We start from the raw sequence: 20,168 nt of genomic DNA, 5'->3' as shown, positions 1-20,168 counted from the left end.
TTCTCACACCTCCTCCCAATAACGTTTGCTAACAGGTTCAAGTCTGGAATGATCAAGTTTTTGCCTTCCAGCTTTTGCGCAAGGTTTGCCATTAACTTCAACAACATCGGCAGTTATGTCAACCTTCAACCTAAGTAGTTTCGAACCGACTGCATAAACATCTGCTGGAACTTTGAGTTTCTCAAACAAAGCTATCTTCTCGGCATCGAATCCTCCAGATACAACTATTTTCAGATCTTTCAAACCAACTTTATCAAATTCTTGTCTTGCCTTCCAAACAAGCTCTGGGCAAACACCAAGTGAAGATTCATCCCTTGGTACCACTGAAACATCTCGCATATTGCCGGCGGTATCAAACCTTACACCCCATATTTTACCTTTTCCTTCACCAATAATTGGGGAAGGATCTGTTACACCGAGTATGAATGGCTTTCCCATTTGTTTTTCGTAAAAGCTCTTGATCACCTTAAAGGTTGTTCCTATGACATCGTTTTCCCAATCCACCAATATTATACGCTTAACATTTTCTGGCATATGCTTATCGAATGCTATTGCTGCAGCTTCAGTGCTACCTTCATATGCAGCTATCAAAGCATGTGGCATAGTTCCCATTGACTCTACTCCCCAATAATCTGCGTTGGCATCCGTTGAAACACCAAAAGCTCCAGCACAAAGCGCTGCATATCCATCGGTGGCTTGAACCCAGTAATGATCAAATCTTGCACTAAAATAAAGCACAGGTTTCCCATTCGCGGCTTTAACGACGCTTTTGACAGCTGTTGCCGTGCTGGTCGCTCGGGCTATAACACCAAGCAAAACGGTTTCCAAATATCCGAAGTAAGTTGGGTCACCCTCTATAACCATTATTGGTTCCCACTCTTTGGCTTCATCGCCATCGTACAAGGCTTTAACTTCTATTTCGTCCCATTTATCAACCCAAAGTTCGTTCAACTTCATCCGTAAATCCCATTTTTTCCGAGTGTATTCAACCACAAGGTCCTTCTGCATCTCTATTGCGGCTTCTTGCAAGGCAATATCAAGTCTTTGTATTTCTTGAAACAATTCCTTTGCCTTTTCCTCATCTTTGTAATAACCGGTGGCAAATCTCAATATTGCCAAAGCTTCATCTATCCCTGCAACCACACAATCGCGTCTTGGGAAGAATTGGTACAAAACTCTTGGATGTCTGTTGTCTTTCTTTAAAACTTCCACGTACCTCAAAAAGTATATGTCAGAGTAATATCCATTTCTTATCCTGTCGATCGGAACTTTAAAAACCTTTGGATGAAGTCTTTTCTTTCTCATACTAAACCACCTCAGCACCAAGGATTTCGCGCATCATTCTCAAAGCAAACTCATGTAGCTGATGATCATACGAAGCAACCGAGTCTTTGAAAACTTTAACTTTCAAACCTCTGTTTCTTAATTCCTCAACTGTGAACAAAACACAAATATGCGTCACGACGCCACAGACGTCAACTTCTGTTATCCCAAACTCCTTCAGCTTTTGCTCAAGATCTGTACCGTAAAAAGCACTGTAACGGTTCTTTTTTATTGAAATATGCTTTGAATAACCTGCGAGCTTTTCCTTAATCTGCTCAACCAACTCCGCTCCCTCGGTGTCTCTCACACAATGAGGAGGCCAGAGCTTAAATTCATCGTCATCAGGCTCATGCCAATCTTGGGTCGTTATGATTAAACTGCCAGCTTTCAAATGCTCTTCAAGATGAGACAAAGCGGGCGCGATAACCCGTTCCGCGCCCGCAAAATACAAAGCTCCACCTGGTTTTACAAAATCATTTTGAATGTCAATTAAAATCAAAGCCTTCAATTTTTCACCTCCGCTGAAAAATCAGCGTATGGGCTTGTCCTTGGTTGCCTGCTCAAGTGCAAGCAATCTCTCCCATCTTCTGTCAACGTAATCTTGAAGTTGCTTAATGATTTGATCTGCATCCGGTCTTTCTAAGACAAGTCTAAATCTTCCCTGCATCTTTACGAACTCTGAAACAGGCTTGAAAGAGCTTGGTTTTCTCGTGATTCTATACACACCTCTTTCAACTTCGTACAAAGGCCAATACTTCGTTTCAACCGCAAGTTTTGTTATATCAACGGATTTGCTTTCATCCATCCTCCAAAATCTCACACATGGGCTTAAAATCGCAAGGAAAGCAGGACCATCAAACGCCAACGCCTTTTCAACTTTGCTCATGAGATCCATTGGTTCTGCAGGCACAGCCGTCGCGGCATAGACATTTTCGTGACCTGCTACTATTTCAACGATGTTTTTCTTAAGCTGAAGCTTACCTGGAATTTGTTTTCCAACCGGTGCGGTGGTCGTATCTGCACCAGGAGGTGTTGAACCAGATCTTTGGTTTCCTGTGTTCATGTAACCTTCGTTGTCGTAAAGCACGTATATGAACTTGTGTCCTCTTTCCAAAGCACCTGACAGGGATTGCAAGCCTATGTCATACGTTCCACCATCACCTGCAAAAGCAAAGAAGGCGTATTTTTTGTCTGCAGGAATCTTACCAGCTTTTTTCAAAGCCCGATAAGCCGTTTCCACACCGCTTATAGTTGCTGCAACATTTTCAAAAGCGTTGTGAATGTAAGGTACAGACCACGCGGTGTATGGGAAGACTGTCGTGGAAACCTCAAGACAACCAGTGGCAAGTCCTACAACAGGTTCATAGCCCAAAGCTTTTGCGGTCATAAGAACCATCTTTACTACCATTGGAGCCGCACAACCAGGGCACATTCTGTGTCCTTGAGTTATACCAATCTCCTTATTCGTAAAAACTTCCGCAAGCTTTTTTATTGGCAGTGGCATTCAAAGCACCTCCTATTCTCTTAGGCCAAGGTACATTTCCTGATCTGCAACCAGTTCGTGTTTCATGGCTTTCTCGAATGCATATCTGATCAAATCTGGGTTGATATCCCTTCCACCCAAGCCGTAAACGAATGAACCAAGCAAAGGTCTAGAAGCAGCTTCGTAAAGCGCAGATTTTATCGCTTCGTACAACGGTGCTTCAGCTCCAAAAGAAACTGACCTATCAAGAACAACAACTGCTTTTCTTCCAGTAAGCCATCTTTGTATTTCCGCCTTCGGGAACGGTCTGAACATCCATATCTTCAAAAGCCCAACTTTGTGTCCTTTTTCTCTGAGCTCATCGACCACATACTTGATCGTACCATTCGTTGAACCCAAAGCCACCATCACATACTGAGCATCTTCCATTTTGTATGGCTCAACAAAGTTGTACTTTCTACCAGATATTTTGTAAAACTCTTCCGCAACTTGTGGGAAAACTTTAAGCACATTTTTCATAGCTTCTATTTGCTGCCTTTTGTGCTCAAAGTAGTAATCGTAAAGATCAAGAGAACCGTAGGTGACGGGATGATCAGTGTCAAGAAGTGGATACAAAGGTTTCAATTCACCAACGAAGGCTTTCACAACTTCGTCTGGCAAAAGTTCCACAGGTTCAACACCGTGCGAGATTATAAATCCATCCTGGTTGACCATCACGGGAAGCCTAACGTCTTCATGCTCCGCAAGTCTAACGGCTAAAATCGTCAAATCGTAGACTTCTTGCGCATTTTCACAATAAAGCTGTATCCATCCAGAATCTCTTTCTGCCATAGCATCGCTGTGATCGCAGTGAATGTTTAGCGGGGCACTCAAAGCGCGGTTGACAACGTGCATGACGACTGGCAACCGCATGGAAGCAGCTATGTAAACAATTTCGTGCATCAAAGCCAAACCAACAGCACTGGTGGCAGTCATCGCCCTTGCACCAGCCGCAGCTGCTCCAACAACAGCACTCATGGCACTATGCTCACTTTCAACAGGAATCATCTCAGTTTTCACAAGACCATCGGCAACGAATTTTGCGTAATATTCAACGATAGGTGTTTGAGGAGTTATCGGATAAGCTGCAACAACATCAGGTTCTATTTGCTTCATTGCATAAGCAGCTGCTTCCGCACCAGTTATTGCTTGAATCATTTTCTTAGCCATTTCTCATTCCTCCTTGGTTATAAACTCTGTCTCTGGTCTCATCTCGATAGCTTTCTTTGGGCAAACGTTTGCACAAACTCCACAACCTTTGCAATAGAAATAATTTATTCCCTTCATCACAGCATTCTCTTGGATTATCGCTTGATCTGGACAATAGAACCAGCACATCATGCAATCGATACATTTTGATCTATCATAAACAGGTCTTTTGACTCTCCAATCACCAGTTTTATATTTTCTAGCTGTGCCAGGTTCTATGACTAGACCAGCTATTGGCAGTTCCTTCCACCCCTTAAGTTCAGCCACTGCAAGTCACCTCCTCGTAACCTCGCTTCAGTGCTCTCAAGTTTGCTTGAATCATTTCTTCGGGTAATTTTCTTTCGAACATCTCTCTTATCCTCTGGGCTGCTGTTTCTAGGGTTATAAGCCCAGTAACTCTAGCGATAGTTCCGAGCATCACCGTATTTGGAATACCCCTTTTGAGTTCTTCTAACGCAATATCAGTTGCTCTCACAATGCATATTTTCCCTTCAAAACCTGTTTTCTTTCTCACAAATTCTATAGGATGTGCGGTGTTGACTATCAAAACGCCTTCTTTTTTCAAACCCACAACAACAGCAGGTGAGAGCAAGGTATCATCGATTACCACGACGACATCCGGATTTTCAACTGCAGAATGTACTGTGATTTTTTCGTCACTGATTCTGTTGAAAGCTCTCATGGGTGCACCAGATCTTTCTGCACCATACTCTGGAAAAGCTTGCGCGTACTTTCCCATATCAAGGACTGCTTCGGCTAAAAGTTGAGCAGCACTTTTGGCGCCTTGTCCAGCCCTTGAATGCCATCTGACTTCGAAATATTTTGCTGGCACCTTTAATCCTCCTTTCTTTTAACTATGAATTCTAAAATCCAACCAAGGAAAGATTGAATCAATGGACTCAACCTTTGTTAAATACGCTTCATCTATATTATCCTCCAAAAGCTGCTTTTCCAAATCTAAAAATCTTTTCACATGTGTTTTGATTCTGTTAACCGCATATTCCTCAGCTGTACCGGTTGTGATCAAGAAAGGCCAATCACTGGATTGAAGTAGAAGGACTTCTCTTAGCATTTGGTTGAGAAGTCTAAATTTCAAGGGATCTGTTTCATTCCTAAAATTATCAATGTGCTTGTAAAGCCTTTCAGAAAGTTCTTTTATATGCAATTGAATCCAATCGTTTTTTCCGTTCAACCAAGTTTCGTGATAACCACCGTTGCCCCAGGAAGATTCAGCGGGAGTTAAAATTTGATAAGAATCATATTTTTCAATTGCTTCCAAAGCTGTAAGCGGTTTTAAAACGCGGGTTTCTGCCATTTTTGTGAAAAAAGCTTCTATGAACTCTGGACCTTCAAACCACCAATGTCCAAAAAGTTCTGTATCGAAAGGTGCTACAATCAACGGTGGTTCGCCAAAGATGTTGAAAAGTCTTTCGACTTGATGAATTTTCTTTTTTAAGAAATCTTCTGCATGTTCTTCAGCTGCTTTAAGAGCCTCGAAACGGTTGTAAAATTCTTTTTTATCAAGAGGAGTTTCCCTTGATGTTATTTTGTGATACTTTATTCCAGTGTTGACCCTGACTCCAGATGGGTCTATGTAGGGTTTTATGTATTCATACTCTCTATCATAACCGATGTCTCTGTAAAATTCCCTGTACCTTCCATCACCTGGATATCCCAAGGTTGCGCTCCAAACCTGCTCGCTGGATTCTGGATCCCTGGCAAGCGCAAAAATTCCAAATGATGTCATAATGGGTCTGTAAACCCCAAACTTTGGTTTTTCATCGGCATACCAAAAGGCGTGTGAATCAACGAAGAAAAATTTCAAACCGTATTTTGATAGGATTTCATCTAAGCCTGGATAATATCCACATTCTGCAAGCCATATACCCCTCGGGTTGTATCCAACTCTTTGTTTAAAAGCCTCCACTCCAACTTTCACTTGAATTTCAACAGATCTTTTGTCGTGCTGCAGTAATGGAAGATAAGCGTGCGTTGCGTTACAAGTTATAAGCTCCAAATTTCCAGCTGTGGCATGTTTTTTAAAACCCTCGATTAGATTTTCAGAGAGAGACTCATAGTACTGAAGGTTATCTTCAAACCTCTTTTTGTAGAACATCGCCAATTGTTTCTCTTCTGAACTCTTCACATAATTCAGTTCTTTCTCACAAAGTTCGATCAATTTCTTTGTATGCTTGACAAATTTTTCTGAAAGATTTTTCTCACTCATCATTTCAAGTAAAGGAGGAGTCAATGAAACGGTGATTTTGAATGGTATTTTCTTTTCAGCCAATCGATCAAAAACCATCAAAAGAGGTATGTAAGTTTCATTAATTGCTTCGAAAAACCACCTTTCTTCAAGAAACTCTTCGTACTCAGGATGATGAACGTATGGAAGATGAGTGTGTAAAACTAGGCAAAAATATCCTTTCATCTTTTATCTCCTCCCTGAAAGAGTCTCTTCAAAAGATCCTCCAACAGCGCTTATTTTCTCAACTGGTTTGATCAAAACCTCACCAATCGTTACAATCTGTGGTTTTCCTCGTACATACCACCTTTGTCTATCTGAAGAAGATGGAAAAGCGGATGGAGTTCTACATATGTTTGACCGAAGTACAGGGATAAATTCCCCATTATCTTTTTTATAACCCAATTCCGCTAAATAATCGGCATTTGCCATTGGAACTTTGAAATAATAGTTTTTGCACATGTCTAGGTGAACTCCCGCTTCAAAAATTCTGTGAGCATTTGTTCCATCAAAAATAATGAACGTTACATCGTAAAGTCTAAGTACAACGTTTCCTGTTTTTGCAAGTTTCTCGTACGTGGAAAAAGATAGATCCCAAAACACATGGACCAAATATGGATTAACTGCGAGCAAAACGAGTCGATCTGAACCATAAGAGGTTGGAATATCTTGAACACCTTCTTGCTGAACAGGTTGCGAGAAATCTGGTTTTTCTTCTTCCTTCAGGGAATCAGCGTATTGATAAAGCATCTTGTAAACTTCTTGTTTTTTCATGCGCTTTTTCACTTTCAATCCGAGCTTTTTTGCAAAGGCTTTCGCAGATTGGATGGACGGCTGGGATGATAAAAAATCGAGAATCTCTTTTCGCGTCATTTTTTGACGCCTCCTTTATACAAGGTTTACAAAATATTTTATCACAATGTGGAGTGGTTGTAAATCAAAGTAAATAAGTGATTGAGGGAGATTAAACAAACAATTTGGAGAAATTTCGGGTGTAATTTGTCTCAAAAGGCTTAAATTTTTTGGATTTTTCTATAAAATTACAGAAATTTAGCCAGAAAGCACATCCCTTTCAAGGGATTGTGATGAATGGATTGATTTTAAACTGCAATTGTTTGGCATAGTTGTTTTGGCTTGAAGCTGAATCAAGCCCTAGGGTCGGACCAGCCCGAAGTAAAGCCTGTGGAGCAGGAAAATGCGATGAAGCAGGAAGCCTATTCCTTTTAAGGAATAGGAAGAAGTCACTCCGTGTTAATCTGCCTTTTGAACAAACTGTTCAACGCTCAGCGGATCTACAAACACTGTGCTGAAATTCGTGTACAAAACTTTACCCGGTGGAAATCCTTTTGGTTTGTAAACGTTTTTTACTTCAGTGTAATCGACAGGAACATTGCTGGAATAACGAGCGTTGGAATAATAAGCTGCAAGACCAGCGGCAAAACGTATCACAGATTCTGGAGGAACTTTGTCTTGTACCTTTATCACCACATGTGCTCCAGGGATTCCTTGAGCATGCAACCATATATCTTTGCTGCTGGATTTTCTAACCAGCTCATCGTTCTGCTTGTTGTTTCTGCCAACCACTATCGTGAATCCTTCATATTGGAAAATTCTAAATCCAGGTTTATCCTCAGCGCGTTGATCACTTCTTTTTTTCTGCGGAAAAAGCTCTTCTTTTATACCTTCAAGTACTTCTAAATCTTCGCTCGATTCTATTTGTTTTTTCAAATTTTTTAGGTAATCTAATCTTGACTTCGCTCGATCTAATTTTGCCTTAAGTACAGGTAATTTTTCCTTCATTTTCTTATACAACTCAAAGTAATGCTGCGAGCTTTCCTTAACTGATTTACCTTTAACAAGAGGAATACAAACCTTTTGACCAGTGTACCAATCAAAAACAAGCGCCTGATCGCCTTGTCTATCCGATTCGGATGCATATTTCAACAATTCTCCAAATTTGAAGTATTCATTCATCTTTTCACACTCTTTAATCTCATTCTCAACTGATTCGATCAATTTCTCCTCCTTTTGAATCATATCCTCAACGGCTTTTCTGAGTTCTTCAGAAAGTTTCTTTGCCTTTTGCCTTTTTGATTCTATTTGGTAAAGTCCATCAACAGCAGCTGAAGGGCTTTCGAAACATTTCAATTTTCTTGCAAAAGGCATGGTCAAAGGTATGCAGGAAAGTATAAACTTTTCTTCCAACGAGTAAACGCAAACTTGAGATTTATAGAAGTCGTCGATTATGGAAAAGAAAGCGTGTTTCAACAAGGCTTTCTCCTTTTCTGAAAGTGCAGAAATTGGAAGATCACTTACTCCTGCTCGATGCAAAATTTCGTTGACAAGTATCTTTGAAAAACCGTAAAAAGTGCTTTGAATGTACTTAGAGACCTTTTCGAAAGAACTCAACTGAAAATCCGCATAATCAATTTTCAGTGGATTTAAACTTCTAGTCGGAAGCGTATAAGGCTCACCTTTGACAACTTGTCTTGCAGTGCTTTTCACTTCCCTAAAACAGTCGATCACAATGCCATCTTCCACAAGAACAAGATTGCTGTGCGTACCAAAAAGTTCAACGTAAAGTTTGTACTCGTGCCTTTGGCCTACTTCGTCTATTTTGTCGATCGTGAAAAACAATATCCTGTCAAGCTCGTGCTGGTCAATTTCGATGAGTTTCCCATTTCTCAACCTTGAGCGAAGAAGCATCACGAAATTCGAAGGATGATGATCTGAAAAGTCTTCTTTCTGCGTTAAACAAACATGTTGCAGCAACGGTTGCAAACAGATTCTAACAACCGAACTTTCAAAGTAAAGGTATAAAACAAATTTCTCATACTGATAAATTTGCCTAAGTCGCTCTGATCTCAAGCTTTGAAGTTCATCGGTTACTTTTCTAAGTACAAAACCGTCTATCAAGCTTGCATCTCTCCAACCAAAGATTTGATCAAAGCTATCTCTTTGCGGTACATATCTTCTTCCTGTGGAGTTTCAAGGATAAGCGGAATTGCCCTAATTTCCTCAAAGCTCAAGAAACATTTGAATCCATCAATTCCTATGGTGCCTTTTCCTATGTTTTCATGCCGATCCATTGGTTTTCCAAGTGGTGCCTTTGAATCGTTCAAATGAATCATCTTCACGCGCCAAAAACCTACTTCTTTATCTATCTCGTCTAAGAGTTTTCTTACCCCGTCTTTGTTCGTTATGTCGTAACCTGAATCAAAACCATGACACGTATCGTAAGTGAGCATTATTCTCGAAGGATCTGATACTTTGCTTAAAATCGATTTCATCTGTGAAAAGTTGTATCCAATGTTTCCACCTTTTGGTGATGTGTTTTCAAGAAGCACAAAAACATCCTTCACCTGTTGAAGGAACAAATCCAAAGCTTTAACGATGTTGTCAATGCCAACTTCTATTCCAAAACCAAGATGGCTTCCAGGATGAACGTTGAGATACTTTATCCCCAAAGCTTGACATATTTTCCCTTCGAGTATGAACAATTCAACGGATTTTTTCCACACATCTTCCCTTGGGCTTGCAAGGTTTATCAGATAACCGGTATGGCAAAAAGCCGCATCGAAGGATATACCATATTTTTCCATCTCGGCTTTGAATTGATTGCAAACTTTCTTGTCAGGAATTTTTGCAGTCCAAGTTCTTGGACTGTGGGGAAAAATTTGAAAGGCATTTCCTCCAACTTCAACTGTCAACTTCGGTACCTTTTCAAAACCTAAAGCGATTGGCATATGAGCTCCCACTTTCACCATCACCGATCACCGAATTGATGATAACATAAACTTTGGTGATGGAATTTGATTTACATAGGAACCAGTGGTTATCATTTCGAAGATTGGATCGGAACGGTTTATCCCCAAAACATAAAAGGTTCTGAAATGCTTTCTTATTATTACGCAGTACTTGGCTTTAAAGCGGTAGAAATCAACTACACCTATTACAGACTCCCAAGTTATAAAACAACCGTTTCAATGCTCAGACGAACTCCCCCAGATTTTGTCTTCGCCGTTAAATTACCTGCTTCGGTTACACACGAAGGTTGGAAAAATCAAAAAATTCCAGTTGATGATCTAAAAAATACCTTTCAAGCTTTACAACCGATGTTGGAAGAAGGAAGATTAAAAGCTTTTTTAGCGCAATTTCCATATAGTTTCAAATTCAGCGAGCAAAACATGGATTACCTTGCAAGCCTCAGACAGATGATAAAAGAACCATTGGCAGTTGAGTTCAGGCATAACTCCTGGGACAACGAAGTTACCTTTGACTTTTTGAAAAAATATGAATTAACTTACGTTGTCGTTGACGAACCTCAGATAAGAGCTCTTTTCCCTTACAAGCCAGCTTGGACGACGAAGATTGCTTACTTTAGGTTTCACGGCAGAAACGAGCAATGGTTTGAAGCCCCAGAAGGAGAAAGGTACAACTACGACTACAACGAAACAGAACTTTCAAAATTTGCCCAAGACATATTAACTGCAAGCAAGGAAACTTCTGATGTTTTCGCCTTCTTCAACAACTGTTATCGTGGCAAAGCGGTCAAAAATGCCATATCCCTTAGAAAAATGATAGAAGAAAAGCTTTTTTGAGGTTTAAACGACAATTTTTTTTTACAAATCATCTACTCACAAACCGCCTTTAGATAAGAATTTTTATAAGTCTTTCAGTTTGACCACTAAAAATTACTTTCAAAAATTAAGATTTGTTTGACTAATCTTCAAAGGGTTTGTATAATAGCTGCGAAACAACTATGCACTGGGAGGGAAAAAAATGAGCAGACAAGAAGTGCTTGAAAAAGTGACCAAAATCATTGCCGAAAAACTTGGTATTTCAGAATCCGAAGTGAAAGAAACAAGCAAACTCATCGATGATCTAAACGCAGATTCTTTGGATTTGGTCGACCTTGTGATGGCTGTTGAAGAAAACTTTGGTGTTAAAATCGACGACTCAGATTTGGACAAAATAACAACGGTAAAAGATGTGGTAGATTACATACTTTCCAAATCCTGAGGGAATTTTCCCTCAGGATTTGACGAAAAAGAACAACTCTCCACTGTCACAGCAAAGAACGACAAAAGTTTGATCGTTGATCTTGACCATTTCGATTGCGTATTCTCCAACTTTTATCGTTTCAAAATTTCCAGTTGTTGGATCTACGATGTAAACTTCTCCAGGTAAATGATTAAGTGTAACCAGCTTATCAGCCACCGACAAAATTTTATGTGTTGGGTTTGGTAATTTAATCTGTTTGATCAGTTTTCCGTCCCTTGTGGAAACAAAACTTAAAACCGGCTCAAACAAACTGGTTACGACCAAAGAATCATTTAAAACCACAAAATCGCGTGCAAAATCCGGTAAATTAACCCTCCATACTTCCTTTCCTTCGTTCAGCTTAACCAAAATACCATCGGTGTATCCCAAAAGATACTCTCCCTCGTCCCCGCGGTAATATTTGACAGGATTTTTCAAATTTTGAAGGTTTACAACTTTCCTTCTCAAACCTTGCCTGATTTCCAAAGTTTTGCCGGTGTCGTAATAGTACAGGTAAACTACCTCGTCTTGAAAAGGTTCAAAATACAAAGTTGGACTATCAAATGTTAGCTTTTCTTCCACCACATTTTTCCAAATGTTTATCCTGTACACGGTGCTATCACCAGAGCATACAACGTAGACATTTTCCCGAAAAACTTTTACCATGGTTGGATACTTTCCAACTTCGATTCTTTTCAAAAATGCCCCAAAAATTGTGTAAACCATAACGCTGGAACGATAATAATCGGAAACGTATATCATCCCAGCCACGTGAACAGCAGAAACTGGGTAAGATAAGTTAAAGGTTATCTCACTCAAAAATTGGCCGCTTTGATCAAAAACCAAAACAGATGCTGGTTTAGAGCGCACCAAACATATAATTCCATCGTTGAAGGATATCCTCATGTATCCTGTTGGAATGCTTTGAACTTTGTAAGTAAAGGATGCTAGCAAAATACAGGTGCAGAACAAAAAACATACGAGTGAAAAGAAACACTTGATTTTTAAACTCAAATTCCATATACCTCCGCCAAAACAACTGTTGCAAAGAGAATGTTTACAAGTGCGAAAATCTGTACAACCCTTTCTTCTTTCCAACCCAAAAGTTCAAAATGATGGTGCAACGGGGACATTTTGAAAATTCTGCGTTTAAACAGTTTAAAACTGGTAACCTGCATTATGACGCTTATCACTTCGACAAGAAAAATAGGAGATAAAGCTATCAAAAACATTTCGGATTTGGTGCGCACTGCAATTGTTCCAAGCAATCCTCCCAACGCAAGTGCACCTGTATCCCCCATGAAAATTTTCGCAGGTTTTACGTTGTAAAACAAAAAAGCCATAACCGCGACCAGGCTGTAAAGCAATGAATCCACTTTTCCTTTCAAAGATATCCAATAAAAAACAGCGGTTATTAAATAGATTGTTCCAGCCAAACCATCGAGCCCATCGGTTAAATTAACGGCGTTGCTAAAGCCGCTGATCAAAAGCACGGCAAAAATAGGATAAAAGCCTCCAAGTTCAATCTTTCCAAATTTTGAAATGGCGACATAGCTTTCCGGTTTGATCAAAAGATAAAGCACAGTTGCAAAAACAACCTGCAGTGAAAACTTTTGCCATGCTCTAAGGCCTAGGGCTTTTTTTCTTCTTACGCTCAGAAAGTCATCCAAAAATCCAACAAAACCAAACATAGCCAACGCTAAAGCATCTATGTACAAACGCGAAAACAAGCATCCCACGACTGCCACAGTTACAAACAATATCCCACCCATGGTTGGAGTTCCTGCTTTGTAGTTGTGCAGGTCAGGCCCTTCCTCTCTTATGAACTGCCCTATTTTCCATTTTTTGAAAGCTTTAATCAAAAACGGATACAAGCTCACTGAAACGATAAAGGAAACCAAAACTTTTAACATTTCAACACCTCCAAAAATCTCTGCAAAACCTTTTCCATTTCAACTGCTCTGGATGCTTTGAACAACACGGCATCTTCAGCCTTGAGAATATCACTCAACTTTTGAACAATCTCATCAACGATCGATGTTCGCAAAATTTCCTTTGAGCACTTCATCACTTCTATCTCCGGTTCTTTTGTATACACGATCACACCGTCAAGCTGTTCCAAAATCTTTCCAAGTTCAAGATGAGTTTGATTTGAAAATTCCCCTTGTTCCTTTATGGAACCAACAACTGCAAAAGCCCTCTTACCAACTTTCTTGATGGTATCAACGGCAACTTTGAAAGACTCCAAGCTAGCGTTGTAACAATCGTCAAAAATGTAAATACCTTTGCACTCAACAAGTTTGAATCGACCAGGCACAAAGTCAAATTCTTCAAGTTTTTTCAAATCAACTTCCAAACCCAAAAGATCCAAAACGGCGAAAACAGCCGCAAGGTTTGTAAGCTGACCTGTGTTCCAAATATTGCTTAATTCAACTTTTAAAATTTTTCCTTTGGCAGAATAAACCGTTATCGTTTTTAAGTTTTTGTATTCAAAGGAAATCAGTTGATAATCTCCCTTCAAATAACCAAAGGTAACGCAGTTTTTGCCCTTAATTCTTGAAACAATTCGCTCGTCATCCAAAACAACTGCTGTTCCATCTACCGCCATGTTTTCAACGATCTCAAGTTTTCCTCTCAAAATTGCCTCATCTCCTCCTGCAACCCCTCTGTGTGCACTTCCAACGTTCAGCAAAACTGCTATCCTTGGCCTAGCCACTTGGCATAGTTTTGCGATATCTCCCACCTTGTTCATAGCCATTTCCAAAATCACTATTTTTTGCCCAAGATAACCGTTGATGATGGATAAAGGAAGGCCTATCTCGGTATTCAAGTTTCCTTCATTTCGAAAAGGACCATAATTTTCCAAAAGTTTGAACAAAATTTCCTTGGTTGTGGTTTTTCCGTTAGATCCAGTGATGCCTATAACTAAAGGATTGTGCTTTGAAAGCCTATAAGAAGCCAATTGAGCAAGAAAATCAACAGTACTTGGCACGAAAACAAGTTTGTCGCTAGGTGCATCAACTTGCTTCTCCACTACAGCAAGTTTTGCCCCTTTTTCAAGAGCTTCCCTCACGTAAAGATGACCATCAGTTTTTTCTCCTTTTAGCGCAACAAAAACACAACCTGGAACAACCTTTCTTGAGTCAATTACAAAAGTTGTGTTTTCAAACAAATCAAGCAACATCTTTTCCCTTCCCTGCAACTTTTTTTATAAGTTCTCTTATCACATCAGCATCTTTAAAGGGTATTTTCTTTTCCTCGCTGAAAATTTGATACTCCTCGTGCCCTCTACCTGCAACTATTACCATATCTCCTCGGTTGGCAATTGTTAAGGCAGTTTCGATGGCTTCAGCCCTATCTGGTATCAAAAGGTAAGGACAACCTGGGATAACTCCCTTTTCAACTTGGCGCAGAATTTCCTCCGGATCTTCCCCTCTTGGATCGTCAGTTGTGATGATCGTTATGTCCGAGTACTTGCACACCACTTCTGCCATTAAAGGTCTTTTACCCTTATCTGCTTGCCCACCTGCACCAAAAACCGTTATCACTCTTCCAGAAGAAAGCTTTCTTGCGGTTATCAAAGTTTTCTCAAGTGCATCAGGACTGTGTGCAAAATCTACGACTACTTCTATTCCAAGCAAACTTGCCTCTGGAACGTATTGAAACCTTCCCTCGACACCTGGGAAAGTTTTAACTGCCTCAACAACCGCTTTTGGATCGTACCCTATTTCCATCAAGGCAGCCATCACAAGTGAAGCATTGTAAGCAAAGTGAACCCCTGGTTGATTGATCTCGCAGTCGAAAATCCCAAATTTAGTTGAAAATCTGAACTTCGTCTTGTGTTTTTCCACATCCATGTCCAAAATTTTATAATCACTTTTAGTCGATATACCGTAGACAACTTTCCTAACCTTTTTGCTCAACAAATGTTGATACTCATCGCTTATAACAGCTATTCCTTCATCCTTAAGCAAATCAAAAATGTGGAGTTTGGTTTTGACGTAATCTTCAAAGTTTTGATGATAATCCAAATGATCCCTTGTTATATTTGTCAAGCCAGCTATATCAAATCTTATGCTTTCAACCCTTTTCATCGCAAGAGCATGAGATGAAACTTCCATCGCAAAGTATTGACCATTTCTTTGTACAGTTTTGGCCATTGCAGACAGTGTGACAATCGCATCAGGCGTTGTGTTGTCGGCATGAAAAGGTTTTTCACCTAAAATGTCGTAAACCACCGTTCCCAACATGCTACCCTTTAAGCCCAACTGTTTGAGAACGTGATGAAACAAGTGGACACAGGTTGTCTTACCGTTTGTTCCAGTTACGCCGATCGTCAAAAGCTTTTTGTAAGGATGGTTGTAAAATTCAGCTGCAATTAAAGCTTCGGCTAATCTACTGTCTGGAACAATCACGTGTGGGACTTTGCAAGGAACAACTTTTTCCATAACGATCAAGGCAGGATCTCTCTTTGCCACCTCGGGAACCAGCTCGTGCGAATCAAACTTGCTACCCTTGCGACATATGAACACATACCCTGGCTTAACCTGTGCAGAATGATTCGTTAAACCAAGAACTTCCTTGTCCAAAGCCCCATCCAGCGAAGCATTCACAACCATTCCTTCGATTGCTGCAACAATGTTTCGCACAAGCATTTTCATCACCTCAAAGCAATTTTAACATTACAGCACCAACTTGACAAGTTGGCCAAAACGTGGTAGGCTAAAATTAGCACTCAAGGTGTGAGAGTGATAAAAAATGAAACGGGATTCAAGGATAAACGAAAGGCAAAGAAAGGTTCTTTTCTGCGCCGTTCGTGAATACATATTGACGAAAAAACCTGTTAGCTCCGAGAGAATCCTTGAAACCTCGGATATTCAATGTAGTGGTGCGACGGTTAGAAACGATCTTCGAAGGCTGGAATATTTAGGTTATCTACGCCAGCCTCATACTTCCGCTGGAAGAATTCCAACGGACAAAGGCTTTAAATTCTACGTTGAAGAAACTTTGAAATTGATGAAGGAATACTATCAGCCATCTGCATCGATTCATTCAACATACCCTATGAGTTTTGGAGACATGGAGAAAATATTGGAAGGAGCAGCAAGGGCACTCTCAAAGATCACGCAAGGAGCCGTTGTACTAGAAAAACCAAAAATTGACAAATTGAAAATCATACGCGTTTTCGTCGTGCCCGTTACAAGGCACTATTATATAATGACTGTGACAACAGAACTTGGATTCATGAAATTCATTCCTTTCAGAACATTTGAGAAAATAGATGTGGCAAACTTTGAAAAACTTCTAAACAAATTGCTTGTAGGATACGCGTTGGAACAAATGCCACAGAGAAGATTTGAAGAAAACATCAACGAAGAAATGATAGAGATAGCAGAAAATCTGGTTAAATCTCTTTCGGAAGATCTTAGAAATTCCTTGATCAAAGTAGGCCTTGATACTCTTATAAACAGCGAAGATTTCAACATCCAAGAGATAAGAAAACTTTCACAGTTTTTCTCGGAAGATCTAGCTTTAAAAAAGGTTATGGATCAAACCCAAGATTTACCTCAAATCTTGATCGGATCAGAACATGGCTTACAAGGTCTTGAGAATTTCGCACTGTTCATAGATGAATACAAAAAAGAGGACAGAAGCATAGGAAAAATCATGGTGATAACTTCAAAAGTGGTAAAATACGAAGAAATCTTTTCATCCTTAAGATACATAACAAGCAGGTTGACAGAATACTTCACGCTTGCCATCAGAAAGGAGGGAATAGAGCAATGAACGAAAAAGAGTATATCAACGGTCAACAAATAAGTGAAATGAGCAATCAAACCAGTGAAGATTTGAAAGCAAAACTTGAAGAGCTTCAAAAAGAAAATGAAAAATTGCTAAAAGCTCTTAAAGAGCTTACTGCTGAGTATGAAAATTTCAAAAAAGATTCTCTTCGAGATAGAGAACAGATACTCAAAAATGCCAACGAATATCTGCTTTCAAAACTTATACCAGCTTTGGACGACTTTGAAAGGATCTTAGAGAATTCACAAACTTCAAGTTCCTTTGATTCTTTGAAAAAAGCCGTTGAAATGGTATACAAAAAACTGTGGAAAATTCTGAACGACGAGGGCTTTTTCAAAATCGAACCAAAACCAACTTTCGATCCATTCGAACACGAAGCCGTTGAAAGAGTTGAAACAGACCAGTACGAAGAGTACACGGTACTTAAGGTTCTTGAGAATGGTTACAAATACAGAAACAAGGTCATAAAACCTTTGAAAGTTCAAGTAGCCGTTAAACCAAGAGGTGACAACCGTGCCAAGGCAGAGTAAAGATTACTACGCCATACTTGGTGTTCCAAGAGATGCATCTCAAGAAGAAATTAAAAAAGCGTATAGAAAGTTAATAAAAGAATGGCACCCCGACCTACATCCAGAAAACAAAAAAGAAGCTGAAGAAAAATTCAAAGAAATACAGGAAGCTTACGAAGTTTTGAGCGATCCACAGAAAAGAGCCATGTACGATCGCTTTGGATACATTGGGGAACCGGCGTACGAACAACCAACCGGTGGAACAACCTTTGAAGACATCTTCAAAGACTTTGAAAGCTTCTTTGGAAGAGATATATTCGATATCTTTTTCGGAGAGCGTGGTGCGGAAGAACGACAACAAGCAAGAAGAAGACCTGGGGAAGATATCTCTGTAACCGTTGAAATAAGCTTTGCAGACGCCATAACAGGTAAGCAAGTACCAATTGAGTACGATAGATATGAAAAATGTGAACATTGCAATGGAACAGGTGTTGAACCTGGCAGTGGATATCAAACTTGTCCAAGGTGCCGAGGATCCGGTGTGATAAGGGAAGAAAGAAGAAGCGTTTTTGGAATTTTTGTAAGCACCACAACCTGTACAACTTGCGGTGGAACTGGAAAAGTCGTTAAAGAAAGATGTCATTATTGCGGTGGAACAGGTCGTGTTAAAAGAAGGTATAGAACCGTTGTGGATATTCCACCAGGTGTCAGCGACGGAACAAGAATTAGAATAGATGGGGCAGGAAACGCAGGATACAACGGAGGAGGATACGGTGCGTTGTATGTAACCGTTCATGTGAAACCCGATAGAAGATTCAAAAGGCAAGACGACGATATTCTCACCGAAATCGATATCGATTATGTACAAGCACTTCTTGGTACAACGGTGAGAATCGATTTGCCAACAGGCGATTCGACGATGTTAAAGATACCGCCTTTGACTCAGCCTGGCACAGTTTTCAGGTTAAAAGGTTTGGGATTTTATTCTCCAAGAACTGGCAGAAGAGGAGATTTGCTTGTCACCGTTAACGTAAAATTCCCAGAGAAACTTTCCGCAAAAGAGGAACAACTTCTCAAAGAGATCGCAAAAATAAAGGATTTTGATGTGTAATATCACAAAATTCTTCTTTTCTGCCCAATAATCTCTGTTTTTTTCCAATTTCATCCAAAAAGTTCCTTTTCTTTCAATTTTCTCAAGTATTCTCCTTTTTTCTTCATTTTTCTTTCTCTCTCAAAGTTTGACATGTAAATTTTGTTGGCTTATTATTATCACGGAATTAATTTATGTTACGACAAAAATCTCCCCCCTCTACGTTGGGGGAAACAAGGAGGGATAACATGAAGAGGTTACTTGCGGTTCTTGCTCTTACGGTAGCCGTTGTTCTCAGTGCCACAACCTTAACTGTCATAGGTCCGTGGTCCGGAGCCGAGATGGATAAGTTCATGCCAGTTCTGGAAGAGTTCACAAAACAAACTGGTATCAAAGTGGAGTACAAGATCTACAGAGCAGAGGATCTTGCAAACCTTCTTCCTGCTCAGTTTGCTGCAAAAAGAACACCTGGAGATGTCATATTCATGTGGGCACACTTCATCAGAGAGTATGGTCAACGCGGACACATTTTGCCTTTAACTGGTGTAATAGACGAGACCAAGTACCTGGCAGGTGCGCTTGATGCCGTGAAGGTTGGCAAGGAACTGTATGGTGCAGCGTACACAGGCAAAGTCAAACCAGGATTCTGGTACAGAAAGAGTTTCTTTGAAAAACATGGACTGCAACCACCGACAAGCTGGGAAGAGTTCGTGGAATTGCTTGAGAAGATCAAAAAGATCCCTGGCATAAAAGCACCTATCGCAAGCGGTGACGGAGTCGGTTGGCCACTGTCGGATGTCACGGAACATTTTCTCATTTCATTCGCTGGGCCAGAGGTTATCTACGATCTTGTCGAAGGCAACATCAGGTGGGATAGCTACACAGTTCGAAATGCTTTGAACAAATTGGTATATCTACTGGAGAAACGCTACTTCGGAGAGCCAACCGAGTGGACACTTGCACTTGAACAATGGTGGAATGGCGATTATGCTTTGTACTTCATGGGAAGCTGGATAACGGGTATGGTGAAAGATCCAAATGACCTTGGAGTATTCGCACTTCCAGGAACAAAGGGTGTTGTATTCGGACCTGATTATGCATTCGTTCCAAAATATACTCAATATCCTGAAGAAGCGAAGAAGCTCATAAGCTGGCTTTGTGGTCCAGAAGGTCAAACTGTTCAAATCAAACAGGGAGGTCATATCGCCACAGTTGTCGGCATAGATCTTTCGAACTACCCTGCAGTTGATCGAGAAGTTGCGAAGATAATACAGGGAGTAGCAGCACTACCAGATCTTGATGATACCATCGGTGGACAATGGCAACCGACTTTCTGGGATCAGCTCAAGCTGTTGTGGGTTAGACCTGATAGGTTGGAAGAAATCATAAAAGTTCTGCAAGAAAAAGCACCAAGGAAATGATGAC

Annotated in this window: 20 protein-coding genes; 6 read left to right on the top strand and 14 right to left on the bottom strand. The window is 40.2% G+C overall.

All coding sequences use genetic code 11. From position 1 onward, the window contains the following. Positions 1-3: 3 nt before the first annotated feature. The 10 genes from THETH_RS09200 to THETH_RS09155 all read right to left on the bottom strand — a co-directional run bounded on the left by THETH_RS09200 (position 4) and on the right by THETH_RS09155 (position 10,066). Positions 4-1,305 (bottom strand): nicotinate phosphoribosyltransferase, encoded by a 1,302-nt coding sequence (locus THETH_RS09200; protein ID WP_013933079.1) that lies wholly within the window; start codon positions 1,303-1,305, stop codon positions 4-6. Between the two features lies 1 nt (position 1,306). Then, positions 1,307-1,831 (bottom strand): cysteine hydrolase family protein, encoded by a 525-nt coding sequence (locus THETH_RS09195; protein WP_013933078.1) that lies wholly within the window; start codon positions 1,829-1,831, stop codon positions 1,307-1,309. Between the two features lie 21 nt (positions 1,832-1,852). Continuing rightward, positions 1,853-2,827 carry a thiamine pyrophosphate-dependent enzyme gene (locus THETH_RS09190; RefSeq protein ID WP_013933077.1) on the bottom strand — a complete coding sequence of 325 codons (975 nt, stop codon included), beginning with the start codon at positions 2,825-2,827 and terminating at the stop codon, positions 1,853-1,855. A gap of 12 nt (positions 2,828-2,839) precedes the next feature. Continuing rightward, on the bottom strand, positions 2,840-4,015 hold the full coding sequence (porA, locus tag THETH_RS09185) for a pyruvate synthase subunit PorA (protein WP_013933076.1): 1,176 nt from the start codon (positions 4,013-4,015) through the stop codon (positions 2,840-2,842). 3 nt (positions 4,016-4,018) lie between these two features. Continuing rightward, positions 4,019-4,321 (bottom strand): pyruvate synthase subunit PorD, encoded by a 303-nt coding sequence (gene porD / locus THETH_RS09180; protein WP_013933075.1) that lies wholly within the window; start codon positions 4,319-4,321, stop codon positions 4,019-4,021. Further along, positions 4,314-4,886, bottom strand: coding sequence for a 2-oxoacid:acceptor oxidoreductase family protein (locus THETH_RS09175; protein WP_013933074.1), 573 nt, complete (start codon positions 4,884-4,886; stop codon positions 4,314-4,316). Before THETH_RS09175 ends, porD begins: the two co-directional genes overlap by 8 nt. An 18-nt stretch (positions 4,887-4,904) precedes the next feature. Beyond that, on the bottom strand, positions 4,905-6,485 hold the full coding sequence (locus tag THETH_RS09170) for a glycoside hydrolase family 57 protein (protein WP_013933073.1): 1,581 nt from the start codon (positions 6,483-6,485) through the stop codon (positions 4,905-4,907). A 3-nt stretch (positions 6,486-6,488) separates the two neighbouring features. After that, the gene (locus THETH_RS09165) at positions 6,489-7,172 is read right to left on the bottom strand and encodes a DUF4912 domain-containing protein (protein ID WP_013933072.1); all 684 of its coding nucleotides are present in this window, start codon (positions 7,170-7,172) and stop codon (positions 6,489-6,491) included. Positions 7,173-7,550: 378 nt separating this feature from the next. Then, positions 7,551-9,215, bottom strand: a complete 1,665-nt coding sequence (locus THETH_RS09160; protein WP_013933071.1) for an Rqc2 family fibronectin-binding protein — start codon at positions 9,213-9,215, stop codon at positions 7,551-7,553. Continuing rightward, positions 9,212-10,066, bottom strand: a complete 855-nt coding sequence (locus tag THETH_RS09155; RefSeq protein WP_013933070.1) for a deoxyribonuclease IV — start codon at positions 10,064-10,066, stop codon at positions 9,212-9,214. The genes THETH_RS09160 and THETH_RS09155 overlap by 4 nt, the downstream gene beginning before the upstream one ends. A 45-nt stretch (positions 10,067-10,111) precedes the next feature. Here THETH_RS09155 and THETH_RS09150 point away from each other — a divergent pair, with 45 nt between their 5' ends. Together THETH_RS09150 and acpP are read left to right on the top strand one after the other, a co-directional pair. Next, entirely contained in the window at positions 10,112-10,900 is a 789-nt protein-coding gene (locus THETH_RS09150) for a DUF72 domain-containing protein (RefSeq protein WP_013933069.1), read from the top strand. Positions 10,901-11,081: 181 nt separating this feature from the next. Next, complete coding sequence (gene acpP / locus THETH_RS09145; RefSeq protein ID WP_013933068.1) at positions 11,082-11,321, top strand: acyl carrier protein; 240 nt, start codon at positions 11,082-11,084, stop codon at positions 11,319-11,321. A 12-nt stretch (positions 11,322-11,333) separates the two neighbouring features. Here acpP and THETH_RS09140 read toward each other — a convergent pair whose 3' ends face one another. Genes THETH_RS09140 through THETH_RS09125 form a run of 4 tightly spaced genes read right to left on the bottom strand, consistent with a single transcriptional unit; the run spans position 11,334 to position 15,997 of the window. Next, positions 11,334-12,356 (bottom strand): hypothetical protein, encoded by a 1,023-nt coding sequence (locus THETH_RS09140; RefSeq protein WP_013933067.1) that lies wholly within the window; start codon positions 12,354-12,356, stop codon positions 11,334-11,336. Further along, positions 12,353-13,255 carry a phospho-N-acetylmuramoyl-pentapeptide-transferase gene (gene mraY, locus THETH_RS09135; RefSeq protein ID WP_013933066.1) on the bottom strand — a complete coding sequence of 301 codons (903 nt, stop codon included), beginning with the start codon at positions 13,253-13,255 and terminating at the stop codon, positions 12,353-12,355. The genes THETH_RS09140 and mraY overlap by 4 nt, the downstream gene beginning before the upstream one ends. After that, positions 13,249-14,526, bottom strand: a complete 1,278-nt coding sequence (locus THETH_RS09130; protein ID WP_013933065.1) for a UDP-N-acetylmuramoyl-tripeptide--D-alanyl-D-alanine ligase — start codon at positions 14,524-14,526, stop codon at positions 13,249-13,251. The genes mraY and THETH_RS09130 overlap by 7 nt, the downstream gene beginning before the upstream one ends. Next, positions 14,516-15,997 (bottom strand): UDP-N-acetylmuramoyl-L-alanyl-D-glutamate--2,6-diaminopimelate ligase, encoded by a 1,482-nt coding sequence (locus tag THETH_RS09125; RefSeq protein ID WP_013933064.1) that lies wholly within the window; start codon positions 15,995-15,997, stop codon positions 14,516-14,518. Before THETH_RS09125 ends, THETH_RS09130 begins: the two co-directional genes overlap by 11 nt. Positions 15,998-16,100: 103 nt before the next feature. On the opposite strand from THETH_RS09125, the gene hrcA reads away from it, so the two are divergent. The 4 genes from hrcA to THETH_RS09105 all read left to right on the top strand — a co-directional run bounded on the left by hrcA (position 16,101) and on the right by THETH_RS09105 (position 20,164). After that, a complete protein-coding gene (hrcA, locus tag THETH_RS09120) occupies positions 16,101-17,129 on the top strand; it encodes a heat-inducible transcriptional repressor HrcA (RefSeq protein WP_013933063.1) in 1,029 nt (342 codons plus the stop codon). Positions 17,130-17,167: 38 nt separating this feature from the next. Continuing rightward, entirely contained in the window at positions 17,168-17,674 is a 507-nt protein-coding gene (locus THETH_RS09115; RefSeq protein WP_041446710.1) for a nucleotide exchange factor GrpE, read from the top strand. Next, a complete protein-coding gene (dnaJ, locus tag THETH_RS09110) occupies positions 17,658-18,764 on the top strand; it encodes a molecular chaperone DnaJ (protein WP_013933061.1) in 1,107 nt (368 codons plus the stop codon). Before THETH_RS09115 ends, dnaJ begins: the two co-directional genes overlap by 17 nt. Positions 18,765-18,991: 227 nt before the next feature. Further along, positions 18,992-20,164: an ABC transporter substrate-binding protein gene (locus tag THETH_RS09105; RefSeq protein ID WP_013933060.1), complete on the top strand. Its 1,173-nt coding sequence runs from the start codon at positions 18,992-18,994 to the stop codon at positions 20,162-20,164. Positions 20,165-20,168: the final 4 nt, after the last annotated feature.

The sequence above is a fragment of the Pseudothermotoga thermarum DSM 5069 genome (genome assembly GCF_000217815.1).
Classification (GTDB): domain Bacteria; phylum Thermotogota; class Thermotogae; order Thermotogales; family DSM-5069; genus Pseudothermotoga; species Pseudothermotoga thermarum.
This window is presented reverse-complemented; position numbering and strand designations above follow the sequence as displayed.

Excerpts from the sequence above, each read along its gene's own strand:
- THETH_RS09200 (WP_013933079.1), bottom strand. The coding sequence starts at position 1,305 with ATGAGAAAGAAAAGACTTCATCCAAAGGTTTTTAAAGTTCCGATCGAC.
- THETH_RS09190 (WP_013933077.1), bottom strand. The coding sequence starts at position 2,827 with ATGCCACTGCCAATAAAAAAGCTTGCGGAAGTTTTTACGAATAAGGAG.
- porA (WP_013933076.1), bottom strand. The coding sequence starts at position 4,015 with ATGGCTAAGAAAATGATTCAAGCAATAACTGGTGCGGAAGCAGCTGCT.
- THETH_RS09170 (WP_013933073.1), bottom strand. The coding sequence starts at position 6,485 with ATGAAAGGATATTTTTGCCTAGTTTTACACACTCATCTTCCATACGTT.
- THETH_RS09165 (WP_013933072.1), bottom strand. The coding sequence starts at position 7,172 with ATGACGCGAAAAGAGATTCTCGATTTTTTATCATCCCAGCCGTCCATC.
- THETH_RS09155 (WP_013933070.1), bottom strand. The coding sequence starts at position 10,066 with ATGGTGAAAGTGGGAGCTCATATGCCAATCGCTTTAGGTTTTGAAAAG.
- acpP (WP_013933068.1), top strand. The coding sequence starts at position 11,082 with ATGAGCAGACAAGAAGTGCTTGAAAAAGTGACCAAAATCATTGCCGAA.
- mraY (WP_013933066.1), bottom strand. The coding sequence starts at position 13,255 with ATGTTAAAAGTTTTGGTTTCCTTTATCGTTTCAGTGAGCTTGTATCCG.
- THETH_RS09130 (WP_013933065.1), bottom strand. The coding sequence starts at position 14,526 with ATGTTGCTTGATTTGTTTGAAAACACAACTTTTGTAATTGACTCAAGA.
- THETH_RS09125 (WP_013933064.1), bottom strand. The coding sequence starts at position 15,997 with ATGCTTGTGCGAAACATTGTTGCAGCAATCGAAGGAATGGTTGTGAAT.
- hrcA (WP_013933063.1), top strand. The coding sequence starts at position 16,101 with ATGAAACGGGATTCAAGGATAAACGAAAGGCAAAGAAAGGTTCTTTTC.
- THETH_RS09115 (WP_041446710.1), top strand. The coding sequence starts at position 17,168 with ATGAGCAATCAAACCAGTGAAGATTTGAAAGCAAAACTTGAAGAGCTT.
- THETH_RS09105 (WP_013933060.1), top strand. The coding sequence starts at position 18,992 with ATGAAGAGGTTACTTGCGGTTCTTGCTCTTACGGTAGCCGTTGTTCTC.